Annotated in this window: 15 protein-coding genes; 3 read left to right on the top strand and 12 right to left on the bottom strand. The window is 59.1% G+C overall.

What is annotated here, in order from left to right; translation table 11 throughout:
- Nucleotide 1: 1 nt before the first annotated feature.
- The 4 genes from C9383_RS15745 to rpsU form a co-directional block, all read right to left on the bottom strand.
- Nucleotides 2–3,742, bottom strand: a complete 3,741-nt coding sequence (locus tag C9383_RS15745; protein ID WP_090368484.1) for a bifunctional diguanylate cyclase/phosphodiesterase — start codon at nt 3,740–3,742, stop codon at nt 2–4.
- Nucleotides 3,743–3,863: 121 nt separating this feature from the next.
- Complete coding sequence (rpoD, locus tag C9383_RS15740) at nt 3,864–5,711, bottom strand: RNA polymerase sigma factor RpoD (RefSeq protein ID WP_060757267.1); 1,848 nt, start codon at nt 5,709–5,711, stop codon at nt 3,864–3,866.
- 67 nt (nt 5,712–5,778) lie between these two features.
- Entirely contained in the window at nt 5,779–7,752 is a 1,974-nt protein-coding gene (gene dnaG, locus C9383_RS15735) for a DNA primase (RefSeq protein WP_090368486.1), read from the bottom strand.
- Between the two features lie 436 nt (nt 7,753–8,188).
- A complete protein-coding gene (gene rpsU / locus C9383_RS15730; RefSeq protein ID WP_002551877.1) occupies nt 8,189–8,404 on the bottom strand; it encodes a 30S ribosomal protein S21 in 216 nt (71 codons plus the stop codon).
- A 202-nt stretch (nt 8,405–8,606) separates the two neighbouring features.
- On the opposite strand from rpsU, the gene tsaD reads away from it, so the two are divergent.
- Nucleotides 8,607–9,632, top strand: a complete 1,026-nt coding sequence (gene tsaD / locus C9383_RS15725) for a tRNA (adenosine(37)-N6)-threonylcarbamoyltransferase complex transferase subunit TsaD (protein WP_060757269.1) — start codon at nt 8,607–8,609, stop codon at nt 9,630–9,632.
- Nucleotides 9,633–9,665: 33 nt separating this feature from the next.
- Here the strand turns inward: tsaD and plsY are convergent, their stop codons facing one another.
- Nucleotides 9,666–10,235, bottom strand: coding sequence for a glycerol-3-phosphate 1-O-acyltransferase PlsY (plsY, locus tag C9383_RS15720; RefSeq protein WP_060757270.1), 570 nt, complete (start codon nt 10,233–10,235; stop codon nt 9,666–9,668).
- Between the two features lie 74 nt (nt 10,236–10,309).
- Here plsY and folB point away from each other — a divergent pair, with 74 nt between their 5' ends.
- Together folB and folK are read left to right on the top strand one after the other, a co-directional pair.
- Nucleotides 10,310–10,663: a dihydroneopterin aldolase gene (gene folB, locus C9383_RS15715; protein ID WP_060757271.1), complete on the top strand. Its 354-nt coding sequence runs from the start codon at nt 10,310–10,312 to the stop codon at nt 10,661–10,663.
- Nucleotides 10,654–11,172 (top strand): 2-amino-4-hydroxy-6-hydroxymethyldihydropteridine diphosphokinase, encoded by a 519-nt coding sequence (gene folK, locus C9383_RS15710; protein WP_090368488.1) that lies wholly within the window; start codon nt 10,654–10,656, stop codon nt 11,170–11,172. The genes folB and folK overlap by 10 nt, the downstream gene beginning before the upstream one ends.
- Nucleotides 11,173–11,247: 75 nt before the next feature.
- Here folK and C9383_RS15705 read toward each other — a convergent pair whose 3' ends face one another.
- From C9383_RS15705 to apaG, 7 genes are all read right to left on the bottom strand, one after another.
- A complete protein-coding gene (locus C9383_RS15705) occupies nt 11,248–12,477 on the bottom strand; it encodes a multifunctional CCA addition/repair protein (RefSeq protein ID WP_090368490.1) in 1,230 nt (409 codons plus the stop codon).
- 63 nt (nt 12,478–12,540) lie between these two features.
- Nucleotides 12,541–14,106: a SpoVR family protein gene (locus C9383_RS15700; RefSeq protein WP_060757274.1), complete on the bottom strand. Its 1,566-nt coding sequence runs from the start codon at nt 14,104–14,106 to the stop codon at nt 12,541–12,543.
- The gene (locus tag C9383_RS15695; RefSeq protein WP_060757275.1) at nt 14,103–15,374 is read right to left on the bottom strand and encodes a YeaH/YhbH family protein; all 1,272 of its coding nucleotides are present in this window, start codon (nt 15,372–15,374) and stop codon (nt 14,103–14,105) included. Before C9383_RS15695 ends, C9383_RS15700 begins: the two co-directional genes overlap by 4 nt.
- A gap of 113 nt (nt 15,375–15,487) precedes the next feature.
- On the bottom strand, nt 15,488–17,410 hold the full coding sequence (locus C9383_RS15690) for a PrkA family serine protein kinase (RefSeq protein WP_090368492.1): 1,923 nt from the start codon (nt 17,408–17,410) through the stop codon (nt 15,488–15,490).
- Between the two features lie 284 nt (nt 17,411–17,694).
- Nucleotides 17,695–18,024 carry a thiosulfate sulfurtransferase GlpE gene (gene glpE, locus C9383_RS15685; protein WP_090368494.1) on the bottom strand — a complete coding sequence of 110 codons (330 nt, stop codon included), beginning with the start codon at nt 18,022–18,024 and terminating at the stop codon, nt 17,695–17,697.
- Nucleotides 18,025–18,033: 9 nt separating this feature from the next.
- Nucleotides 18,034–18,885, bottom strand: coding sequence for a symmetrical bis(5'-nucleosyl)-tetraphosphatase (locus tag C9383_RS15680; protein WP_090368496.1), 852 nt, complete (start codon nt 18,883–18,885; stop codon nt 18,034–18,036).
- Complete coding sequence (apaG, locus tag C9383_RS15675) at nt 18,885–19,265, bottom strand: Co2+/Mg2+ efflux protein ApaG (RefSeq protein ID WP_060757279.1); 381 nt, start codon at nt 19,263–19,265, stop codon at nt 18,885–18,887. The genes C9383_RS15680 and apaG overlap by 1 nt, the downstream gene beginning before the upstream one ends.
- Nucleotides 19,266–19,334 lie beyond the last annotated feature (69 nt).

The raw sequence follows: 19,334 nt of genomic DNA, 5'->3' as shown, positions 1-19,334 counted from the left end.
ATTATAACGATGGATTCTCCGCTGTGCCATCCGAAAACTCTGAAACACGCAGGTGAAGGTGGCTTGCGGCAAAAAGCTCCGGCGGCAGGGGTAGGCTGACGATGTAGCCTTGCATTTGCTCACAGCCCTCGGCGGCCAGGAAGGCTTGCTGCGCGGGGTTCTCCACGCCTTCGGCGATGATGGTGAATTGCATGCTGTGGCCCAGGGCAATGATGGCGCGCACGATGGCGGCATCGTGAGGGTCATCGGGCAGGCCGCGCACGAAGGACTGGTCGATCTTCAGGAAGTCCAGCGGCAGGCGCTTGAGGTAGCTGAGGGACGAGTAGCCGGTGCCGAAGTCATCAATGGCCAACTGTACGCCCAGGCGCTTGAGTTGATGCAGCACCTCCAGCGCTTCTTCGGCCTGGCTCATGATGAAGTTCTCGGTGATCTCCAATTGCAGGCGTCCCGGCTCCAGGCGGTAGTCGCGTAGCAGCTGTTCAATGCGCCCCAGCAGGTTGGGATGGCGCAACTGTGCGCCGGCAAGGTTGACAGAGAGTGGGCCGAAGTCTTCGAAGGCTTCTTTCCACAGATGCATCTGGCGGCAGGCTTGCTCCAGGACCCAATCGCCGATCTGCAAGATCATGCCGTTCTCTTCGGCCAGGGCGATGAAGTGTTCAGGCGGGACATCGCCGAAGGTCGGGTGGTGCCAGCGAATCAGCGCTTCGGCGCCGATCACTTCTTGCGTCGAAAGGCTGAGTTTTGGTTGGTAGTACAGGCTCAGTTCGTCGCGCTCCATGGCGCGGCGCAATTCGTGTTCCAGCGCCACACGTTCGTTGGCCTGGGCAGTCAGGTCGCGGGTATAGCTTTCGACCCGGTTGCGCCCCTTGGCTTTGGAGCGGTACATCGCAGCGTCGGCGTTCTTGACCAGGGTGGCGACATCAGTGCCGTCCTGGGGGTACAGGCTGGTGCCGATGCTGGCGGTAATAAAGAACTCGTGCTCACCGGCCTGGAACGGTGGGGTAAAGCAGGCCAGCAGCTTATTGGCCAGATGCTCGGCATCGCTGGCTTGTTGCAGGCCGGGCAGCAGGATGATGAATTCGTCACCGCCTAGCCGGGCGACGGTGTCGATATCGCGCAGTTGTTCCTTGAGGCGTACGGCGATGTCCTTGAGCAGCAGGTCGCCGATGGGGTGACCGAGGCTGTCATTGATGTGCTTGAAACGGTCCAGGTCGAGGAAAAGTACCGCGCCCTGGTTGCCGATTTCCTGTTGGGTGTTGAGCGCCGCCTGCAGGCGGTTTTCAAACAGTGTGCGGTTGGGCAGGCCGGTCAGCGGGTCATGGTGCGCCTGGTAGTCGAGGCGGGCCTGGGCGTGCTTGAGGCTGGAAATATCAGCAAACACCGCGACGAAATGCGTGATCAGTTGCTCGCGGTTGCGCACGGCACTGATGGTCAGCCAACTGGGGTACAGCTCGCCGTTCTTACGGCGGTTGGAAATCTCGCCCTGCCAATGCCCATGCGCGGTCAACTGATGCCACATCGCTGCGTAGAACGCGCTGTCGTGCAGGCCGGAGGCGAGCAGGCGCGGAGTCTGGCCCAGGGCTTCGGCTTCGCTGTAGCCGGTGATTTCGCTGAAAGCACGGTTCACGGCGCTGATGTTCTGTCGGGTGTCGGTGATCAATACCCCTTCGGCGGTGCTTTCGAACACCGTGGCGGCCTGTTGCAGTTTTTCCTGCATCAACTGGCGCTCAGTGATGTCGCGGGCGATAGTCAGCATGCAGTCTTCACCGCCGATGGGCAGGGGCCGGCTGGATAATTCACATAGGCGAATCAAACCGTCGGCGCGGCGGATGTGGCAGATAAAGTCGCGCACAAACCCGTCACGCTGCATGAGCTCCAGCATGTGCTTGCGTTCGTTGAGGTCGACCCAGATGCCCAGGTCCAGGGAGGACTGGTCAAGCGTCGCGCTGGTGAAACCGGTCAACCGGCTGAAGCCCTCGTTCACTTCAATCAACACACCATCGCGCTGGCGGCTCAACAGCAAGCCATCTGGAGAGGCATGGAATGCCTTGGCGAATTTCTCTTCAGAGGTTTGCAGTTGTTGTTGAGTTTCTTTGAGTTGGCTGATGTCACGCACCACCACCACCAAGGCTGCGGTGGTGTCGAGTTGGAAGGGTTCGGCCGAGATCAGCCCGGTAAACGCCTGGCCATTGCTGCGCAGGAAGGTCATCTCCAAGTTGCGGATGCTGGTGTTCTGCGCCCTTTGCAGCAGGTCGGGACCGACGCCTTGGACGCCCCAGATATTCAGTTCGGTGGCGGTTTTGCCCACGACCTCTTCGGCCGTCAGGCCAATTTGGTCCTCGAACGCCTTGTTGACTTCCAGCAGGCAGCCATCGGACATCCGCGCGATCACCAGAATGTCCGGGCATTGCTGGAACACAGAGGCAAACTTCTGCTCAGACAGCTGCAGCGCTTCTTCGGTGCGCTTGGCATCGCTGATGTCGATCATCAGGCCGCGCAGTACCGGCTCATGGCCGTGTTCGATCAGGCTGACAATGTCACGCACCCACAGGCAGCGGCCGTCGGCGGTGATCACGCGATAATCCACGCTATGGTCGCGGTTGGCGCGGGTTTCGCGGTAGCAATAGGCTTCGGCGCGTGTCAGGTCGGCGGGGTGGATGATGTTGCGCCAGAAGCCGGGGATCAGCCAGTGGGCGCGGGGGTAACCCAGCAGGTCTTCGGCATGGGGCGATACGTAGCTGTAGGTGAAGTCGGTGATGCTGGCTTCCCAGGCAATGGCGGACAGGCTCTCCACCAGGCCGCGATAGTGGTATTCGCTGCTGCGCAGTTCCTGTTCAAGGGCGACTCGCCGGGAAATTTCCGAACTGAGCCGACGATTAATCCGAATCACGATGGCCAGGACTGTGCTCAGCAGCAGCACGGCGGGTAGGCCGTACGTCAGCAAGTCGACCCAGAAAGTCCGGTGATCAGCGACGCTGCCTACCCAATGTTGCTGGATCGCGTCGGTTTCATCGGGGCTCAAGTCGGCGAGCACCTTGTCGAGTATGCCCACCAGTATTTTTTCATCCCGTGGTACGCCCATCGCCAGTTGATAGCGGTAGGGCGTTTCGCCGCTGACGTACAAGCCATCAAGCTTGAGCTGGCGCAGGCTCCAGACGCTGGAAGCCAGATCGCCGACCACGGCATCCACTTCGTCGGTGGCCAGGGCCTGCAGTGTCGAGCTGACGTTGGGCATCGCCACCAGGTTGAGGTCGGGGTGGTGGGTACGCAGCAGTTCGTGGGGCGCATAGTTTTCCACCACGGCAATCTTCAGCCCGTACAGACCCTTGAGGTCGCGTGGTTTGGCACCCCCTACATGGGCGAGGATGACGATGGGGAAATCCAGATAGGGGCGCGTAAAGGCCATGTAGCTTTGCCGCTCCGGAGTGGACATGATGCCGGGCAGCAGGTCGAGCTGGTTGTGTTTGGCCTGTTCAAGCACGGCGGTCCAGTTTGCAGGCTCAATCAGATTGATCCGCACGCCCAGGCGGTCCTGGATCAGGCGCACATAGTCGGCAGCCAGTCCCTGGTAGCGACCGTTTTCGTCGCGATATTCGAAGGGGGGCCAAGAGGCATCCACCCCAAGGCGCAGCTCCTGATGGTCCGCCAGCCAGCTACGCTCATCATCAGAAAGAGTCAACGCGCCAGCCGTTGCGGTCCAGGTCAGCAGCGACAGCAGTAACACAGTCGGCAGTCTGGGCATAACGGTCTCGTTATGGCACGGGGAATGTTTCGAGTGTAGACGGGCATTGCGGGGGAGGGAGGAGACAGAGTGTTTTATCTGTAGAAAGCAAAACCCCCGGCCTGGGCCGGGGGTTCTGGTATCACTCGTCGAGGAAGGAGCGCAGATGCTCGCTTCGCGTCGGGTGGCGCAGCTTGCGCAGCGCCTTGGCTTCGATCTGACGGATCCGCTCACGGGTCACGTCAAATTGCTTACCGACTTCCTCAAGGGTGTGGTCGGTATTCATGTCGATGCCGAAACGCATGCGCAGTACCTTGGCTTCACGGGCAGTAAGGCCGGACAGTACGTCGCGAGTCGCTTCTTTGAGGCTCTCAACGGTGGCGACATCGATTGGCGACTGCATGGTCGAGTCTTCGATGAAGTCACCCAGATGGGAGTCTTCGTCATCACCAATCGGCGTTTCCATGGAGATCGGCTCTTTAGCGATCTTCAATACCTTGCGGATTTTATCCTCAGGCATTTCCATGCGTTCGCCCAGCTCTTCCGGGGTCGGTTCGCGACCCATTTCCTGCAACATCTGCCGGGAAATGCGGTTGAGCTTGTTGATGGTCTCGATCATGTGCACCGGAATACGGATGGTGCGGGCCTGGTCGGCGATCGAGCGAGTGATCGCCTGACGGATCCACCAGGTGGCATAAGTCGAGAACTTGTAGCCGCGACGGTATTCGAACTTGTCCACAGCCTTCATCAGGCCGATGTTGCCTTCCTGGATCAGGTCGAGGAATTGCAGGCCGCGGTTGGTGTACTTCTTGGCGATCGAGATCACCAGACGCAAGTTCGCTTCAACCATCTCTTTCTTCGCGCGGCGGGCCTTGGCCTCACCGATCGACATGCGACGGTTGATGTCCTTGATTTCAGCAATGGTCAGGCCGGTTTCGGTCTCAAGCGCGGTCAGCTTCTGCTGGCAGCGAATGATGTCCGGTTGCACGCGACCAATGGCTTCAGCGTATTTCGCCTTGCCCTTGGCCAGCGCGTCGGACCAGCTTTCGTCAACTTCGTTGCCTGGGAACTGGCGCAGGAAGTCGGCGCGCGGCATGCGTGCATCACGTACACACAGTTGCATGATTGCGCGTTCTTGAGCACGCAGACGCTCAAGTGCACTGCGAACACGTTCAACCAGGCCTTCGAATTGCTTCGGTACCAGCTTGATCGGCATGAACAGCTCAGCCAGCGCCAGCAGCTCGGCAATTGCCTGCTTGTTGGTGCGACCGTGCTTCTTCAGGGCCTTGCGGGTGATTTCCATTTGATCGGAAACCGCACCGAAACGCTGGGCAGCGATGATCGGGTCTGGACCGCTTTCGGCTTCTTCTTCGTCGTCGCTGGATTCAGCTTCGTCGTCGTCGGAGTCGTCGTCCGCTTTTGCAACCTTGGCATCGACAGGCGGCGGCACTTCGGCAGCCGGCGGCGCAATGCCGTCGTCCGGGTCGATATAACCGCTCAGGACGTCCGACAGGCGGCCACCTTCGCTGGTAACGCGGTTGTACTCGGAGAGAATGTGGTCAACCGTGCCAGGGAAGTGCGCGATTGCGCCCATCACTTCACGGATACCCTCTTCGATACGCTTGGCGATTTCGATTTCGCCTTCACGTGTCAGCAGCTCGACGGTACCCATTTCACGCATATACATGCGCACAGGGTCGGTGGTACGACCGATATCGGTCTCCACAGCAGCCAGCGCGGCAGCCGCTTCTTCAGCGGCAGCCTCGTCGGTATCGGCGTCGGCCAACATAAGGGCGTCCGCATCCGGAGCACTCTCGTGTACGGGGATCCCCATGTCGTTAATCATGCGGATGATGTCTTCCACCTGCTCAGGATCTGAAATATCCTCGGGCAGGTGGTCGTTGACCTCGGCGTAAGTCAGATACTTCTGCTCACGACCCAGTTTGATCAACTCAATAATACGAGACTGCTGTTGCGCTTTTCCGGACATAACACCCTATCCACTGAAGGTCTTGGCGGGCAAAAAACAAGCCGAGGATTATACCCGAGCTATGACCTCACACGCCAGCTGAGGTCGGGTTTGATGCGCAAACGTTCTGTTTTAAGAGGTCGCGCATCTGTTTTGCTATCTGAATTTGCTCTTCAGCCGACAATCCCGGCTGCCTTGCTCTTTTGATGAGGTCATCGAGGGTCTGCGTGTGCTGACCCGCAGATAACCTAGTAATGGTGTCTAAAAATTGTTGTTCAAGGTTATCGCCGTCAATTAGCCACTCCTTTTCCGCGAGTGCTCTCAAGAGGCGCCCCTGTTCGGTGCCATGCCAACGAGCCATCAATTGAATTGAGTTTAGCTTGGGATTTTTCTGCACCGCCTCGATCAAGGCGATCAGTACCTGAGCATAGCTGTTGCTTTCATTGGCGAAGTGGTCGGCGCTTTCAACCTTTCCCGCCAGTTGCGGGTGATGAATAAGCGTGCGCAACGCGATAAGCATGGGCGCCTCAACCGCTACCGGAGTACGTGGCGCATAGGCTTCATCGCGGTCGCCGCGCTTGCCGTTCTTGCTCCAGGGTTTCTTGTTGTCCCATTTCTTGCCGCCGGCGCCGGGTTTCTTCGGTGTCCACTCCTGCTGGGGCGTGTAGGCCTCCTGGGGTTGGTGGAAATCGGAATAATCCGGCATGGCGTCGTAATCCATGCCTGGGTCATAGGCCGGCGGTGCGTCCGGTGGCGCGCTGTGCACCAGCTGACTGACGGCATCCCCGCTCAATCCGGTGATTTCCAGCAGGCGCATGCGCATCAGTGATTTCAGGTTGGCGCCTGGGACTTTGTCGATCAGCGGTGCCGCGAGGGTGGCCATGTGCGCCTTGCCTTCGAGGGAGCGCGGGTCGGCTTCTTCGGTCAGTTGCTGGAAGAAATAATCCGCCAGTGGCTGGGCGTGCTGATTGATGCGTGCGCGAAACGCGTCGGTGCCTTCGGAGCGAACCAGTGTGTCCGGGTCTTCGCCTTCGGGCAGGAACAGAAAGCGCGCCCTACGCCCATCCTGCAAGCTCGACAGCGTGGCTTCGAGTGCGCGCCAGGCGGCATTGCGCCCGGCTTGGTCGCCGTCGAAGCAGAACAGCACGCTGGGCACGACGCGAAACAGGCGTTTCATGTGTTCTTCGCTGGTGGCGGTGCCCAGTGTCGCCACGGCATTGCGCAGGCCTTGCTGGGCCAGGGCGATGACGTCCATGTAGCCTTCAACCACGATGATTTCATCAAGGTTGCGGTTGTGCTTGCGCGCTTCGAACAGGCCGTACAGCTCCTGGCCTTTGTGGAATACCGGCGTTTCCGGCGAGTTCAGGTACTTGGGTTTGTCGTCCCCCAGTACCCGGCCACCAAAGGCGATGATCCGGCCGCGGCTGTCGCGGATCGGAAACATCACGCGGTCGCGGAAACGGTCGTAACGCTTGCCGGTCTCGGCGTTTTCCACCAGCAGGCCAGCATCAATCATGGCCTTTTGCTGCAGCGTATCGCTGCTCAGGTGCTTGTACAGATTGTCCCAGCCGGGGGGGGCAAAGCCCAGGCCGAAATCGCGGGCGATCTCGCCGGTGAGGCCGCGCCCCTTGAGGTAATCGACGGCGGCCTTGCGCTGCGGGTGGCTTTTAAGTGCCTGGCGATAGAAGTCGGCAGCGGCGGTCAGCAGCGGGTAGAGCGGTGAGTCTGTAGGCTGTCGGGGTTTGCGCGCGCGGCCACTTTCTTCACGGGGGATTTCCATGCCGGCGGCTTTCGCCAGTTCCTCGACGGCCTGGGGGAAGTCCAGGTTGTCGTGGTCCATGATGAAGCCGAGGGCGTTGCCGCCTGCGCCGCAGCCGAAACAGTAGTAGAACTGTTTGTCGGGGCTGACGCTGAACGACGGAGTCTTTTCTTTGTGGAACGGGCAGCAGGCGGTGTAGTTTTTACCCGCCTTCTTCATTTGCAGGCGCGAGCTGACAACATCGACGATGTCGGTGCGGTTCAGAAGGTCGTCAATAAAGCTCTGGGGAATTAGCCCGGCCATGGCGTTCTCGTCATCACTGCGTGTAAATGAGGGTCCATCAAGCGCTCAAGCACAGGGATTCACGGCTTGATCAACAATTGTCTGCTTGGGCTGTCAGGGAGTGTATCTGCCGAGCATTCACTGACGTTAATTTCTATCAGTCTTCGGCTTGGAAATGTTGCCCGGGTTTCCGGTCTTGGCCAATGACGGGCCTTGGAAAAGGGGCGCAGCCGATACGATTGATCGTCTGTTGAAAAATAAGTGTGCTCGTCAGTAGCCTTGTTAGGCTCGTCAGAAGAGACGTGCACCGCTGGCAAAAGAGCCAGTCCTGACGTGTGAAGCTGTGTATCGGTCGCGTGTGCGGCGTCAACAGTGAAGCATCAAGCGATATCCGCAAATGCCAGCAGCCCGGCTGAAGGCCGGGCTTTGGCAGAAGCTTGCTACGATCGTCTGTGTATTAGTACAGACGAACGGCGCGGCGCTGTTCGCGCTGAACTTTCTTGGCGTGACGCTTAACAGCGGCTGCTGCTTTACGCTTACGCTCAGAAGTTGGCTTCTCGTAAAATTCGCGGCTACGAACTTCAGCCAGTACACCGGCTTTTTCGCAGGAGCGCTTGAAACGACGCAGAGCTACGTCGAAGGGTTCGTTCTCTTTAACTTTGACGGCTGGCATCCAGAGCTACCTTCTTTCATTACCGGGATCAACGTTCTCGTCGCAAAACATTCGCGGCTGAGGTCGTCGGTTTTTAAGGGTTGCGGATGTTAACCCCTCATTGCCCGGAATGCAAAGCCTCTGATCGAAAACCGCTAGTCGGGAGGGGGAGTGGCGACTATTATGCGCGCCTTCGAATTCAGCCTCTACAAGGCGCAAACCCATGCTAGTACTGGGACTTGAAACCTCCTGCGACGAAACCGGCGTCGCACTTTACGACAGTGAACGCGGGCTTTTGGCCGATGCACTGTTCAGTCAGATCGACCTGCATCGTGCCTATGGCGGCGTGGTGCCGGAGCTGGCCAGCCGCGATCACGTCAAACGCATGCTGCCGTTGATTCGCCAGGTGTTGGATGAGGCCGGCTGTGTGCCGACCGAGATCGACGCAATTGCTTACACCGCAGGCCCCGGATTGGTTGGAGCCTTGCTGGTTGGGGCTTCTTGCGCTCAGGCGCTGGCCTTTGCCTGGGGCATTCCAGCCCTCGGTGTGCACCACATGGAGGGCCATTTATTGGCCCCCATGCTGGAAAAAACACCGCCAGAGTTTCCGTTCGTCGCTTTGTTGGTTTCCGGCGGCCATACGCAGCTGGTTCAGGTCGATGGCATCGGCCAATACACGCTTTTGGGCGAATCGCTGGATGATGCTGCTGGTGAGGCTTTCGACAAGACCGCGAAGATGATGGGCCTCAACTATCCCGGTGGCCCTGAAATTGCGCGTCTGGCCGAAAAGGGCGTACCGGGTCGTCATACGTTTCCGCGCCCGATGTGCGATCGCCCTGGCTTGATGTTCAGCTTCAGCGGCTTGAAAACCTCTGCGCTCAATACCTGGCAGCAAAGCGTCAGCGCCGGGGACGACAGTGAACAAGCCCGTTGCGACATTGCGCTGGCGTTCCAGCAGGCCGTGGTGGAGACTTTGACCATCAAGTGCAAGCGCGCCCTGAAACAGGCAGGGATGAAGCGCCTGGTGATTGCAGGCGGCGTCAGCGCCAACAAGGCATTGCGTATCTCGCTGGAAAAAATGCTCGGCGACATGCAGGGCGACGTGTTCTATGCGCGGCCAGAGTTCTGCACCGACAACGGCGCGATGATCGCCTATGCCGGTTGCCAGCGTCTGCAGGCCGGGCAGCATGAGAGCCTGGCCATCAGCGTGCAGGCGCGTTGGCCGATGGAGCAGCTTTCACCGTTGTAAGGGGGCGGTGCGAGCCGGGTTCATCGACAGCATTTAAAAATGCCGTTCGCGCCCGGCAAACAGGTCGCGTAAATTGCCGCGGTGACGCCAGACAATCAGCAGCGTCAACACGCTCATCGGCAACAGCGCCGCAGGCTCCTGCCATGCGAGCAGGGGCAGGGTGAGCGGTGTGGCGATCAGCGCGGCCAGCGAGCTGGTGCGGGTCAGGTAGAAGGTCAGTAGCCAGGCCAGTACGGCCAGCAACGCAGCCGGCGGGTAGATCCCCAGCAGCATGCCGGCTGCCGTGGCAACACCTTTACCGCCGCGAAAACGAAAGTACAGTGGAAACAGATGGCCCAGCACGGCACACACGCCTACCCAGGCTTGCTGTTGCAGGGAAAGACCGACAAGGCTGGCGATCAGCACGGGCAACAGGCCCTTGCAGAGATCGCCGAGCAACGTCAGCACGGCGAGTTTCTTGCCGGCCAGGCGCAACATATTGGTGGCACCGGCATTGCCTGAGCCACTCATTCGCGGGTCGGGATTTCCCGTCAGGCGGCTGAGCAAAATGGCAAAGGACAGCGAGCCGAGCAGGTAGGCGAGAATCGCCAGTGACCAAAACATGCTAACTATTCCGGGCGAGGACGCCCTGATTCTAACGGGGCATCGCGCCCTTGTCGTGCTGCGGAGAAGAGTGCTTGGACAGAGTGTTTATCGAAGGCCTGGAAGTCGACACCGTGATCGGGGCCTACGACTGGGAGCGCGGCATCAAGCAATGCCTGCGCCTGGACCTGAGCTTCGCCTGGGATAACCGCCCGGCTGCGGCCGGCGACGACCTGACCCTGGCGCTGGATTACGCCAGCGTATCCGCACGTATCCAGGCATTTGCCGAGCAGGCTCAATTCCAGCTGGTGGAAACCTTTGCCGAGCGCTTGGCCGAAGTGCTGATGAGCGAGTTCCAGATTCCCTGGCTGCACCTCAAACTGACCAAGCCGGGTGCCGTGCCGGCCGCCAAGGGCGTGGGTGTGGAGATCGAGCGCGGATGTCGCTAACTCAGGTTTACCTTGGTCTTGGCAGCAATATCGAGCGCGAAACCCACTTATGCGCCGGCCTGGACGCGCTGGCGGGTTTGCTGGTCGATATGCGTTGTTCGGCGGTGTTCGAAAGCCAGCCGGTGGGTATCAAGAGCGGGCCGTTCTTCAATCTGGTGGTGTCGGGCTACACCGATCTGCCATTGATGGAGCTGGACCGTCGTTTGAAATTCATCGAGGCCGACAATGGCCGCTATGCGCCTGATCGCAAGGGCTTGCCGTTAGATATTGACGTGCTGCTGTATGGCGAGCTGGTGGGTAATTTCGATGGTTTGATCCTGCCGCGGGCAGAAATACTGAAAAACGCCTTTGTATTGTGGCCGTTGTCGTTGATGGCCCCCGATCGTGTGCATCCGGAGGCGGGCAAGCCGTTGGCTGAGCTGTGGCGTGATGCGCGGATCGAGCAGGTACTGGCGCCTGTCGGGTTTGAATGGCAGGGCCAGCAACTCACTTCGGACGTTCTTCTGTAAGCGCCGAGCTTGCTCGCGCAAGAGGCGAGTTAATCCAGGCAGTCGGTGTGACGATCCTCACGGGCAAGCTCGCTTCTACACTGAATATTGCTCTTTGTAGTGCTTCAACGCCTTGAGCCGTTCGCGCTTGAGGGCTTCGCCCAGCTCCGGGCCCTTGAAACCTTTCTCCAGCAGGGGCGCTACCGCCACTTCGCGCGCTGCCTTTGCCGCGCCGCGTAAGTAGTCGGCCTGTGGATAACTACGCTGCTCGAAACCCTTGCGGCCGCGCGCATCCATTTCACATGCCACCACAAACTCCTCGAAGCGCTGGGGTCGACGGTACACATCGAAACTTTGCAGCAACTCCAATAACGTCGAGGCTTTCAGCTCAAGTGCACGATGTCCGTGAGTGTGGTACTGGCCAACCAGCAGCGCCAAATCCTGGCAATCCCTCGGCACTTTGAAACGTTCGTTGACCGCCTTGATCAACTTCAGGCCCTTGTGCTCGTGAGCGATATGCTGTGGCAACTTATCCACAGGCGTCAGGCCCTTGCCCAGGTCATGCAGCAGGCAGGCCCAGCGCACCGTCAGGGGTTGTTGATGCCGGGCGGCCTGTGCCAGCACGCTCAAGGTGTGTACGCCGGTGTCAATTTCGGGGTGATGGGCTTCAGGCTGTGGTACGCCGAACAACGCGTTCACTTCCGGCATCAAGGTTTTCAGCGCATCACAGTCGCGCAGTACCTGGATAAACACCTCTGGCTGATCCTCCATCAGCGCCCTGGATATTTCCTTCCAGCTACGCTCCGGGGTCAGCGCTTGCAGTTCGCCGGACTCGCTGAGCTGACGCATCAGTTCCAGTGTGTGCGGCGCCACGGTAAAACCCAAATGAGCGTAACGCGCGGCAAAGCGTGCAACACGCAGCACACGGAGGGGATCTTCAGCAAAAGCTGGGGAAACGTGACGCAAGATGCGCGCAGCAAGATCGCTTTGGCCGCCGTAGGGGTCGGTCAGGTTGCCTTCATCGTCCTCTGCCATGGCATTGATGGTCAGGTCGCGCCGAATCAGGTCTTCTTCCAGCGTGACCTCGGGGCTGGCGTGAAACACAAAGCCGCCGTAGCCCCGGCCGCTTTTGCGCTCGGTGCGGGCGAGGGCATATTCGTCACCGTTTTTCGGGTCCAGGAACACCGGAAAGTCAGCGCCCACAGGCTTATAACCCTTGGCGAGCATTTCTTCGGCGGTTGCGCCCACCACAACGCGGTCGATGTCGGTGACCGGTATGCCCAGCAAGCGGTCACGTACCGCACCGCCGACTTTGTAGATTTTCATGAAAAAGCCTCCATTAGCCGCACAGGATACCGCCTGTGCCGGACCAATGGAGGCTTTGCCGTTTCAGAGGTGAACGACGGCCAGGTCCAGGCGGCCGTAGTCGTTGTCGTTGTGATCGGTGCGCGGAGGCACATGGTGAGTCTTCATCACTTGATCGCCCTGCAGGGTTTCCAGGTGAATGTCGAAGCCCCACAGCCGATGCAGATGCTTGAGCACTTCTTCGGTGGACTCGCCCAAGGGTTTGCGATCGTGCTGCTGGTGACGCAGCGTCAGCGAGCGGTCACCGCGCACGTCGATGCTGTAGATCTGCACGTTAGGTTCGCGATTGCCCAGGTTGTACTGCGCCGCCAGGGTTTCGCGGATGGTGCGGTAACCCGGTTCATCATGGATGGCCGGGACTACCAGGTCATCCTTGAGGTCGTCATCGAGAATGCTGAACAATTTGAGGTCACGAATCACCTTGGGTGACAGGTACTGCAGGATGAAGCTCTCATCCTTGAAGCTGCTCATGGCGAACTTGATGGTCGACAGCCAGTCGCTGCCGGCGATCTCCGGGAACCAGCGGCGGTCCTCCTCGGTGGGGTGCTCGCACATGCGGCGGATGTCGCGGTACATGGCAAAACCCAGCGCATAGGGGTTGATGCCGTTGTAATACGGGCTGTCGAAGCCGGGCTGGAACACCACGCTGGTGTGCGAGGTGAGGAACTCCATCATGAAGCCGTCAGTGACCAGCCCCTCGTCGTACAGGTCGTTCATCAAGGTGTAGTGCCAGAACGTTGCCCAGCCCTCGTTCATCACCTGGGTCTGGCGCTGTGGATAAAAATACTGGGCGATCTTGCGCACGATGCGCACGATTTCTCGCTGCCACGGCTCCAGTAGCGGCGCATGTTTTTCCAGGAAATACAGGATGTTTTCCTGAGGTTCGGCGGGGAAGCGCGCATTGTCTTTGTCGCTGTTTTTACCGGCACGTTTGGGAATGGTGCGCCACAGGTCGTTGATTTGCTTCTGCAGGTGCTCCTCGCGCTCTTTCTGGCGCAGGCGTTCTTCTTCGGCGGAGATCGGATACGGGCGTTTGTAGCGATCAACGCCGTAGTTCATCAGGGCATGGCAGGAGTCGAGCAAATCCTCTACCGCATCGATGCCATGGCGTTCCTCGCACTGCATGATGTACTGCTTGGCGAACACCAGGTAATCGATGATCGAGCTGGCATCGGTCCAGGTGCGGAACAGGTAGTTGCCTTTGAAGAAGCTGTTGTGCCCGTAGCAGGCGTGAGCCACCACCAGCGCCTGCATGCAGATGGTGTTTTCCTCCATCAGGTAGGCGATGCACGGGTCGGAGTTGATGACGATCTCGTAGGCCAGCCCCATCTGGCCACGGGTGTAGGATTTCTCGGTGCTAAGGAAGTGCTTGCCGTAGGACCAATGGTGATAGCCCAAGGGCATGCCCACCGAGGCATAGGCATCCATCATCTGTTCGGCGGTGATCACTTCGATCTGGTTGGGGTAGGTGTCCAGGGCATAGCCCGCCGCGATACGGCTGATTTCCCGGTCATAGGCCTGGATCAGTTCAAAGGTCCACTCGGAGCCCGTGGATATGGGTTGGCGTTTTTGCTCTTTTTTGGCGGTCATGTCACTAACCTGCGCTGGAAGAGTTCACGGAAGACCGGGTAGATATCGCCGGCCGAGACCAGTTGCTGCTGGGCGAAAGTGTCGGCAAAGGCTTCGCCGATGCGTTCGTATTCGAACCACAGGGCCTGATGCTCACGGGGGGTGATTTCAACATAAGTGTAGTACTGCACGAACGGCATGATCTGGTTGATCAGGATGTCGCGGCAGATTGGCGAGTCGTCATTCCAGTTGTCACCGTCGGAGGCTTGGGCGGCGTAGATGTTCCACTCATTGGCTGGATAGCGCTCGGCCATGATCTCCTGCATCAGTTTCAAGGCGCTGGACACGATGGTGCCGCCGGTTTCCCGTGAGTAGAAAAACTCTTCTTCGTCCACTTCCCGCGCGCTGGTGTGATGTCGAATGAACACTACGTCGATCTTGTCGTAGTTCCGCTTGAGAAACAGATACAGCAGGATGAAGAAACGTTTGGCGATGTCCTTGGTGGCCTGGGTCATGGAGCCGGACACGTCCATCAGGCAGAACATCACGGCCTTGGAACTGGGGTTGGGCTGTTTCACCAGCAGGTTGTATTTGAGGTCGAACGTATCGAGAAACGGCACACGGTGAATACGCGCGCTGAGTTTCTCGATTTCCGCCTCGATTTCCTGAATATCGCCGAAGTTGTCTGGCTCTTCACGCTTAAGACGAGCCAGTTCCTCCTTGGCTTCCTTCAGTTTTGCGCGACTGCTGCCCGACAGGGCAATACGCCGGGCATGTGCCGAGCGCAGGGTGCGAATGATATTGATGCGGGACGGGTTACCTTCGTTACTGACGCCGGCGCGCACGGTCTTGAAGGTGTCGGTGCCGGTCAGGTTGCGTTTGACCAGGTTAGGCAGTTCCAGGTCTTCGAACATGAATTCGAGGAATTCTTCCTGGGTGATCTGGAACACGAACTCATCCATGCCTTCGCCGGAGTTACCGGCTTTGCCCGGCCCCTTGCCGCCGCCTCCGCCCTGGGGGCGCTGGATATGTTCGCCGGTGGTGAATTCCTTGTTGCCGGGGTGAACCACGGTCTGCTTGCCGCCACGACCGTGGTGCAGCACCGGTTCGTCGATGTCCCGTCCGGGAATGCTGATTTGTTCACCATGCTCCATGTCGGTGATGGAGCGACGGCTGACGGCCTCTTCAACGGCCTTTTTGATGTGGTCACGGTAACGCCGCAGGAAACGTTGGCGGTTTACCGTGCTTTTGTTCTTGCCATTGAGGCGTCGGTCGATCACATAGCTCATGGGGAGCCCTCCGGGCAGCTTCACGTTACAAGCTTCAAGCCGTGAGCTGGAAGCTTAGAGACAAGCGGTCAGCTGCCAGGCCAAAGGCCTGGCAGTGTGCGCCCGTCGCTGCCTTACTGCGATTTGCGAACCCGCAGGTACCACTCGGAGAGCAGTCGCACCTGTTTGTCGGTGTAGCCACGCTCGACCATTCGTGTGACGAAATCGTTGTGTTTTTGCTGATCCTCCTTGCTGGCCTTGGCATTGAAGCTGATGACCGGCAGCAGATCCTCGGTGTTGGAGAACATTTTCTTCTCGATGACTACCCGCAGCTTCTCGTAGCTGAGCCACGTTGGGTTCTTGCCATTGTTGTTGGCACGGGCGCGCAGCACGAAGTTGACGATTTCGTTGCGGAAATCCTTCGGATTGCTGATGCCGGCCGGTTTTTCGATCTTCTCCAGTTCTTCGTTGAGAGCCACGCGGTTGAGGATCTCGCCGGTTTCCGGGTCGCGGTATTCCTGGTCCTGGATCCAGAAGTCGGCGTACAGCACGTAGCGGTCGAAGATGTTCTGGCCATATTCGCTGTAGGACTCCAGATAGGCGGTCTGGATTTCCTTGCCGATGAACTCGATGTAGCGCGGCGCCAGGTATTCCTTGAGGAAGCGCAGGTAGCGTTCGCGGGTTTCCGCCTGGAACTGTTCCTGTTCGATCTGCTGTTCGAGAACGTAGAGCAGGTGGACCGGGTTGGCGGCGATCTCGTGAGGGTCGAAGTTGAAGACCTTGGAGAGGATCTTGAACGCAAAGCGTGTCGACAGGCCGTTCATGCCTTCGTCCACGCCTGCCGCATCACGGTATTCCTGAATAGACTTGGCCTTGGGGTCGGTGTCCTTGAGGTTTTCGCCGTCGTATACGCGCATCTTCGAATAGATATTCGAGTTTTCCGGCTCCTTGAGACGTGACAGTACGGTGAACTGCGCCAGCATCTTCAAGGTGTCGGGCGCGCAGTGGGCCTTGGCCAGCGAACTGTTGAACAGCAGCTTGTCGTAAATCTTGATTTCATCGCTGACCCGCAGGCAGTAAGGCACCTTGACGATATAGATACGGTCGATGAAGGCTTCGTTGTTCTTGTTGTTACGGAAGGTGTGCCATTCCGATTCGTTGGAGTGGGCCAGCAGGATGCCGTTGAACGGAATCGCGCCCAGGCCTTCGGTGCTGTTGTAGTTGCCTTCCTGGGTGGCGGTCAGCAGTGGGTGCAGCACCTTGATCGGTGCCTTGAACATCTCCACGAACTCCATCAAACCCTGGTTGGCCCGGCACAGGGCGCCCGAGTAGCTGTAGGCGTCGGCGTCGTTCTGCGGGAATTCTTCGAGTTTACGGATATCGACTTTACCCACCAGCGCGGAAATGTCCTGGTTGTTCTCATCCCCTGGCTCGGTTTTCGCTACGCCGATCTGGTTGAGGATCGACGGGTAGAGTTTCACCACGCGGAACTGGCTGATGTCCCCGCCAAATTCGGACAGGCGCTTGGTGGCCCAAGGCGACATGATGGTGTTGAGATAGCGACGTGGGATGCCAAAGTCTTCTTCGAGGATCGCGCCATCTTCCGTGGCGTTGAACAGGCCCAAAGGCGACTCGAAGACCGGCGAGCCCTTGATGGCGTAGAAGGGCACCTTCTCGATCAGTTGTTTGAGTTTTTCCGCCAGGGACGACTTGCCGCCGCCGACCGGACCCAGCAGATAGAGGATCTGTTTCTTCTCTTCCAGGCCTTGGGCGGCATGGCGGAAGTAGGAGACGATCTGGTCGATGCATTCTTCCATGCCGTGGAAGTCTTCAAAGGCCGGGTAGCGCCGGATCACCTTGTTGGAGAATATTCGCGACAGGCGCGAATTGCTTGAGGTGTCTATCAGTTGCGGCTCGCCGATCGCCAATAGCAGGCGCTCGGCGGCGGATGCATAGGTGCTGCGGTCCTGTTTGCACAGCTCAAGATACTCTTGCAGCGTGAGTTCTTCCTGCTGTGTGGATGCGAAGCGTTGTTGGAAGTGGCTGAAAATACTCATGACGTCGTCACCTCGCTCGATACGTGGAGCCGACGCCGGATCAATCAGTCGATGCTGGCAGACATTGGCGGACGCCAATGACCGTTTCCCCCCAGAACACCCTGAAACGCTACCGATGACCCGCACGCCGGTGTACCGGCTCTCCCCTGATTTGGATGGCCTGCGCTTAAGGATAGTTCGGAATCCGGGAGGTCAAGGTGAGATGCGCAATTAGTTTGGCTGCGCCGTTCGTCAGAAACGGCGCGAGCCCAAGCGTCACGCGGGGTAGCGGGGTGTGAAAAAAATTATTGCGAATCGCCTGAGGAAATTTCCGCAGGATAGGTCGTACGCCACAACTCGAAGCCACCGTCCAGGCTATAGACGTCGGAGAAGCCCTGGCTGATCAGGTAGGCGGCGGCACTCTGGCTGGAATTGCCGTGGTAGCAGGCCACGATCACTGGCGCGTCGAGGTCGGCCGCACGGATGAAATCGGCGATGTTGTGGTTGTCCAGGTGCTGGGCGCCCTTGATATGACCCGCGGCGTACGCCTGGGGATCACGGATATCCACGACCACTGCGGCCTGCTCGCGCAACGCCTGGGCTTGTTCGGGGGGGATACGTTTGAATTCGCTCATGGCGGGCTCCTATGGCTTGGCGGCGGTCGGCTGTGTGACGGGCACGGGGGGTGGGCACTGGCAGCTCAGGCGCTCGCCGGTGTCGATGTTCATCAGGGTCATGGCGCCGCCCCACACGCAACCGGTGTCGAGGGCATACACGCCAGGTTCTTCGCACTTGCCTTCCAGGGCTGCCCAGTGACCGAAGACGATCTTCGTGTCGCGGGTCTTGCGCTCCTTATGGGCAAACCAGGGTTTGTACCCAGGCAGCGCGGTATCGACGCCTTCCTTGCTCTTGAGGTCCAGCTTGCCCTCGGCGGTGCAGAAGCGCATGCGTGTGAAATAGTTGGTGATCACTCGCAGGCGGGTGACGCCGCTGAGGTCGTTGTCCCACTTCACCGGCTCGTTGCCGTACATGCCATCGAGATAGGCGGTGTAGAGGTTGTCGTCGGCCAGCGCCGCTTCTACTTCGGCGGCACACTTGAGGGCTTTCTTCAGCGACCACTGCGGCGCGATGCCGGCGTGGACCAAGGCCGTGTTGCGGGCTTCGTCATAATGCATGAGCTTTTGTCGGCGGAGCCAGTCGAGCAGCTCGATACGATCGGGCGCTTCGAGAATTTCCCGCAGGGTGTCGCTCTTTTTCAGGCGCTCGATGTTATTGCCCGCCGCCAGCAGGTGCAGGTCGTGGTTGCCCAGTACGCACACCAGTGAGTCGCGCAAACGATAGAGGTAGCGCAGGGTTTCCAGTGACTGTGGGCCACGGTTGACCAGATCACCCACCAACCACAGGCGATCATTCACCGGGTCGAAGCCCACTTGTTCAAGCAGGCACTTGAGAGGCTCCAGGCAGCCTTGCAGGTCACCGACCGCGTAGGTCGCCATCAGTGCAGGGCTCCCGGTACCGCGAGGCGAAAGGGCGCGATGATGGCGTCGAACAATTTCCCATCGGTGGCCTTCATTTGATACGAGCCTTGCATGGTGCCGACCTTGGAGGTCATGACCGTGCCGCTGCTATAAGTGTGGCTGGCGCCGCTGTCGATCAATGGTTGTTGGCCGACAACGCCCGCGCCGCGTACTTCCTCTACCTGGCCGTCACCGTCGGTGATGACCCAGTGGCGCGACAGCAGCTTGGCCGGCACCAGCCCGTTGTTCTTCACCGTGACGGTATAGGCGAAGGCGAAACGGTTGTGTTCAGGTTGCGATTGGTCCGCGAGGAAGCGGGTGACGACGCTGACGTCGATCTGGTAGCGAGGATCGGACATGCGAGAGGCCTTACCTTAAAAGCAAAAGCGGAGGACAGCAGATGCGGATCAGTCTAGGCCATGAGGCGG

Origin of the sequence: Pseudomonas palleroniana (assembly GCF_003031675.1) — a bacterium.
Classification (GTDB): Bacteria; Pseudomonadota; Gammaproteobacteria; order Pseudomonadales; family Pseudomonadaceae; genus Aquipseudomonas; species Aquipseudomonas palleroniana.
Note: the sequence above shows the minus strand (reverse complement) of the source record. Positions and strands in the feature narration are given on the sequence as shown.

Bases quoted from the DNA above. Each gene is read 5' to 3' on its own strand.
- rpoD (WP_060757267.1), bottom strand. From the start codon at position 5,711: ATGTCCGGAAAAGCGCAACAGCAGTCTCGTATTATTGAGTTGATCAAA.
- apaG (WP_060757279.1), bottom strand. From the start codon at position 19,265: ATGTCCGATCCTCGCTACCAGATCGACGTCAGCGTCGTCACCCGCTTC.
- C9383_RS15700 (WP_060757274.1), bottom strand. From the start codon at position 14,106: ATGACCGCCAAAAAAGAGCAAAAACGCCAACCCATATCCACGGGCTCC.
- tsaD (WP_060757269.1), top strand. From the start codon at position 8,607: ATGCTAGTACTGGGACTTGAAACCTCCTGCGACGAAACCGGCGTCGCA.
- glpE (WP_090368494.1), bottom strand. From the start codon at position 18,024: ATGAGCGAATTCAAACGTATCCCCCCCGAACAAGCCCAGGCGTTGCGC.
- C9383_RS15745 (WP_090368484.1), bottom strand. From the start codon at position 3,742: ATGCCCAGACTGCCGACTGTGTTACTGCTGTCGCTGCTGACCTGGACC.
- folK (WP_090368488.1), top strand. From the start codon at position 10,654: ATGTCGCTAACTCAGGTTTACCTTGGTCTTGGCAGCAATATCGAGCGC.
- rpsU (WP_002551877.1), bottom strand. From the start codon at position 8,404: ATGCCAGCCGTCAAAGTTAAAGAGAACGAACCCTTCGACGTAGCTCTG.
- C9383_RS15680 (WP_090368496.1), bottom strand. From the start codon at position 18,885: ATGGCGACCTACGCGGTCGGTGACCTGCAAGGCTGCCTGGAGCCTCTC.
- plsY (WP_060757270.1), bottom strand. From the start codon at position 10,235: ATGTTTTGGTCACTGGCGATTCTCGCCTACCTGCTCGGCTCGCTGTCC.
- dnaG (WP_090368486.1), bottom strand. From the start codon at position 7,752: ATGGCCGGGCTAATTCCCCAGAGCTTTATTGACGACCTTCTGAACCGC.
- C9383_RS15695 (WP_060757275.1), bottom strand. From the start codon at position 15,374: ATGAGCTATGTGATCGACCGACGCCTCAATGGCAAGAACAAAAGCACG.
- C9383_RS15690 (WP_090368492.1), bottom strand. From the start codon at position 17,410: ATGAGTATTTTCAGCCACTTCCAACAACGCTTCGCATCCACACAGCAG.
- C9383_RS15705 (WP_090368490.1), bottom strand. From the start codon at position 12,477: ATGAAAATCTACAAAGTCGGCGGTGCGGTACGTGACCGCTTGCTGGGC.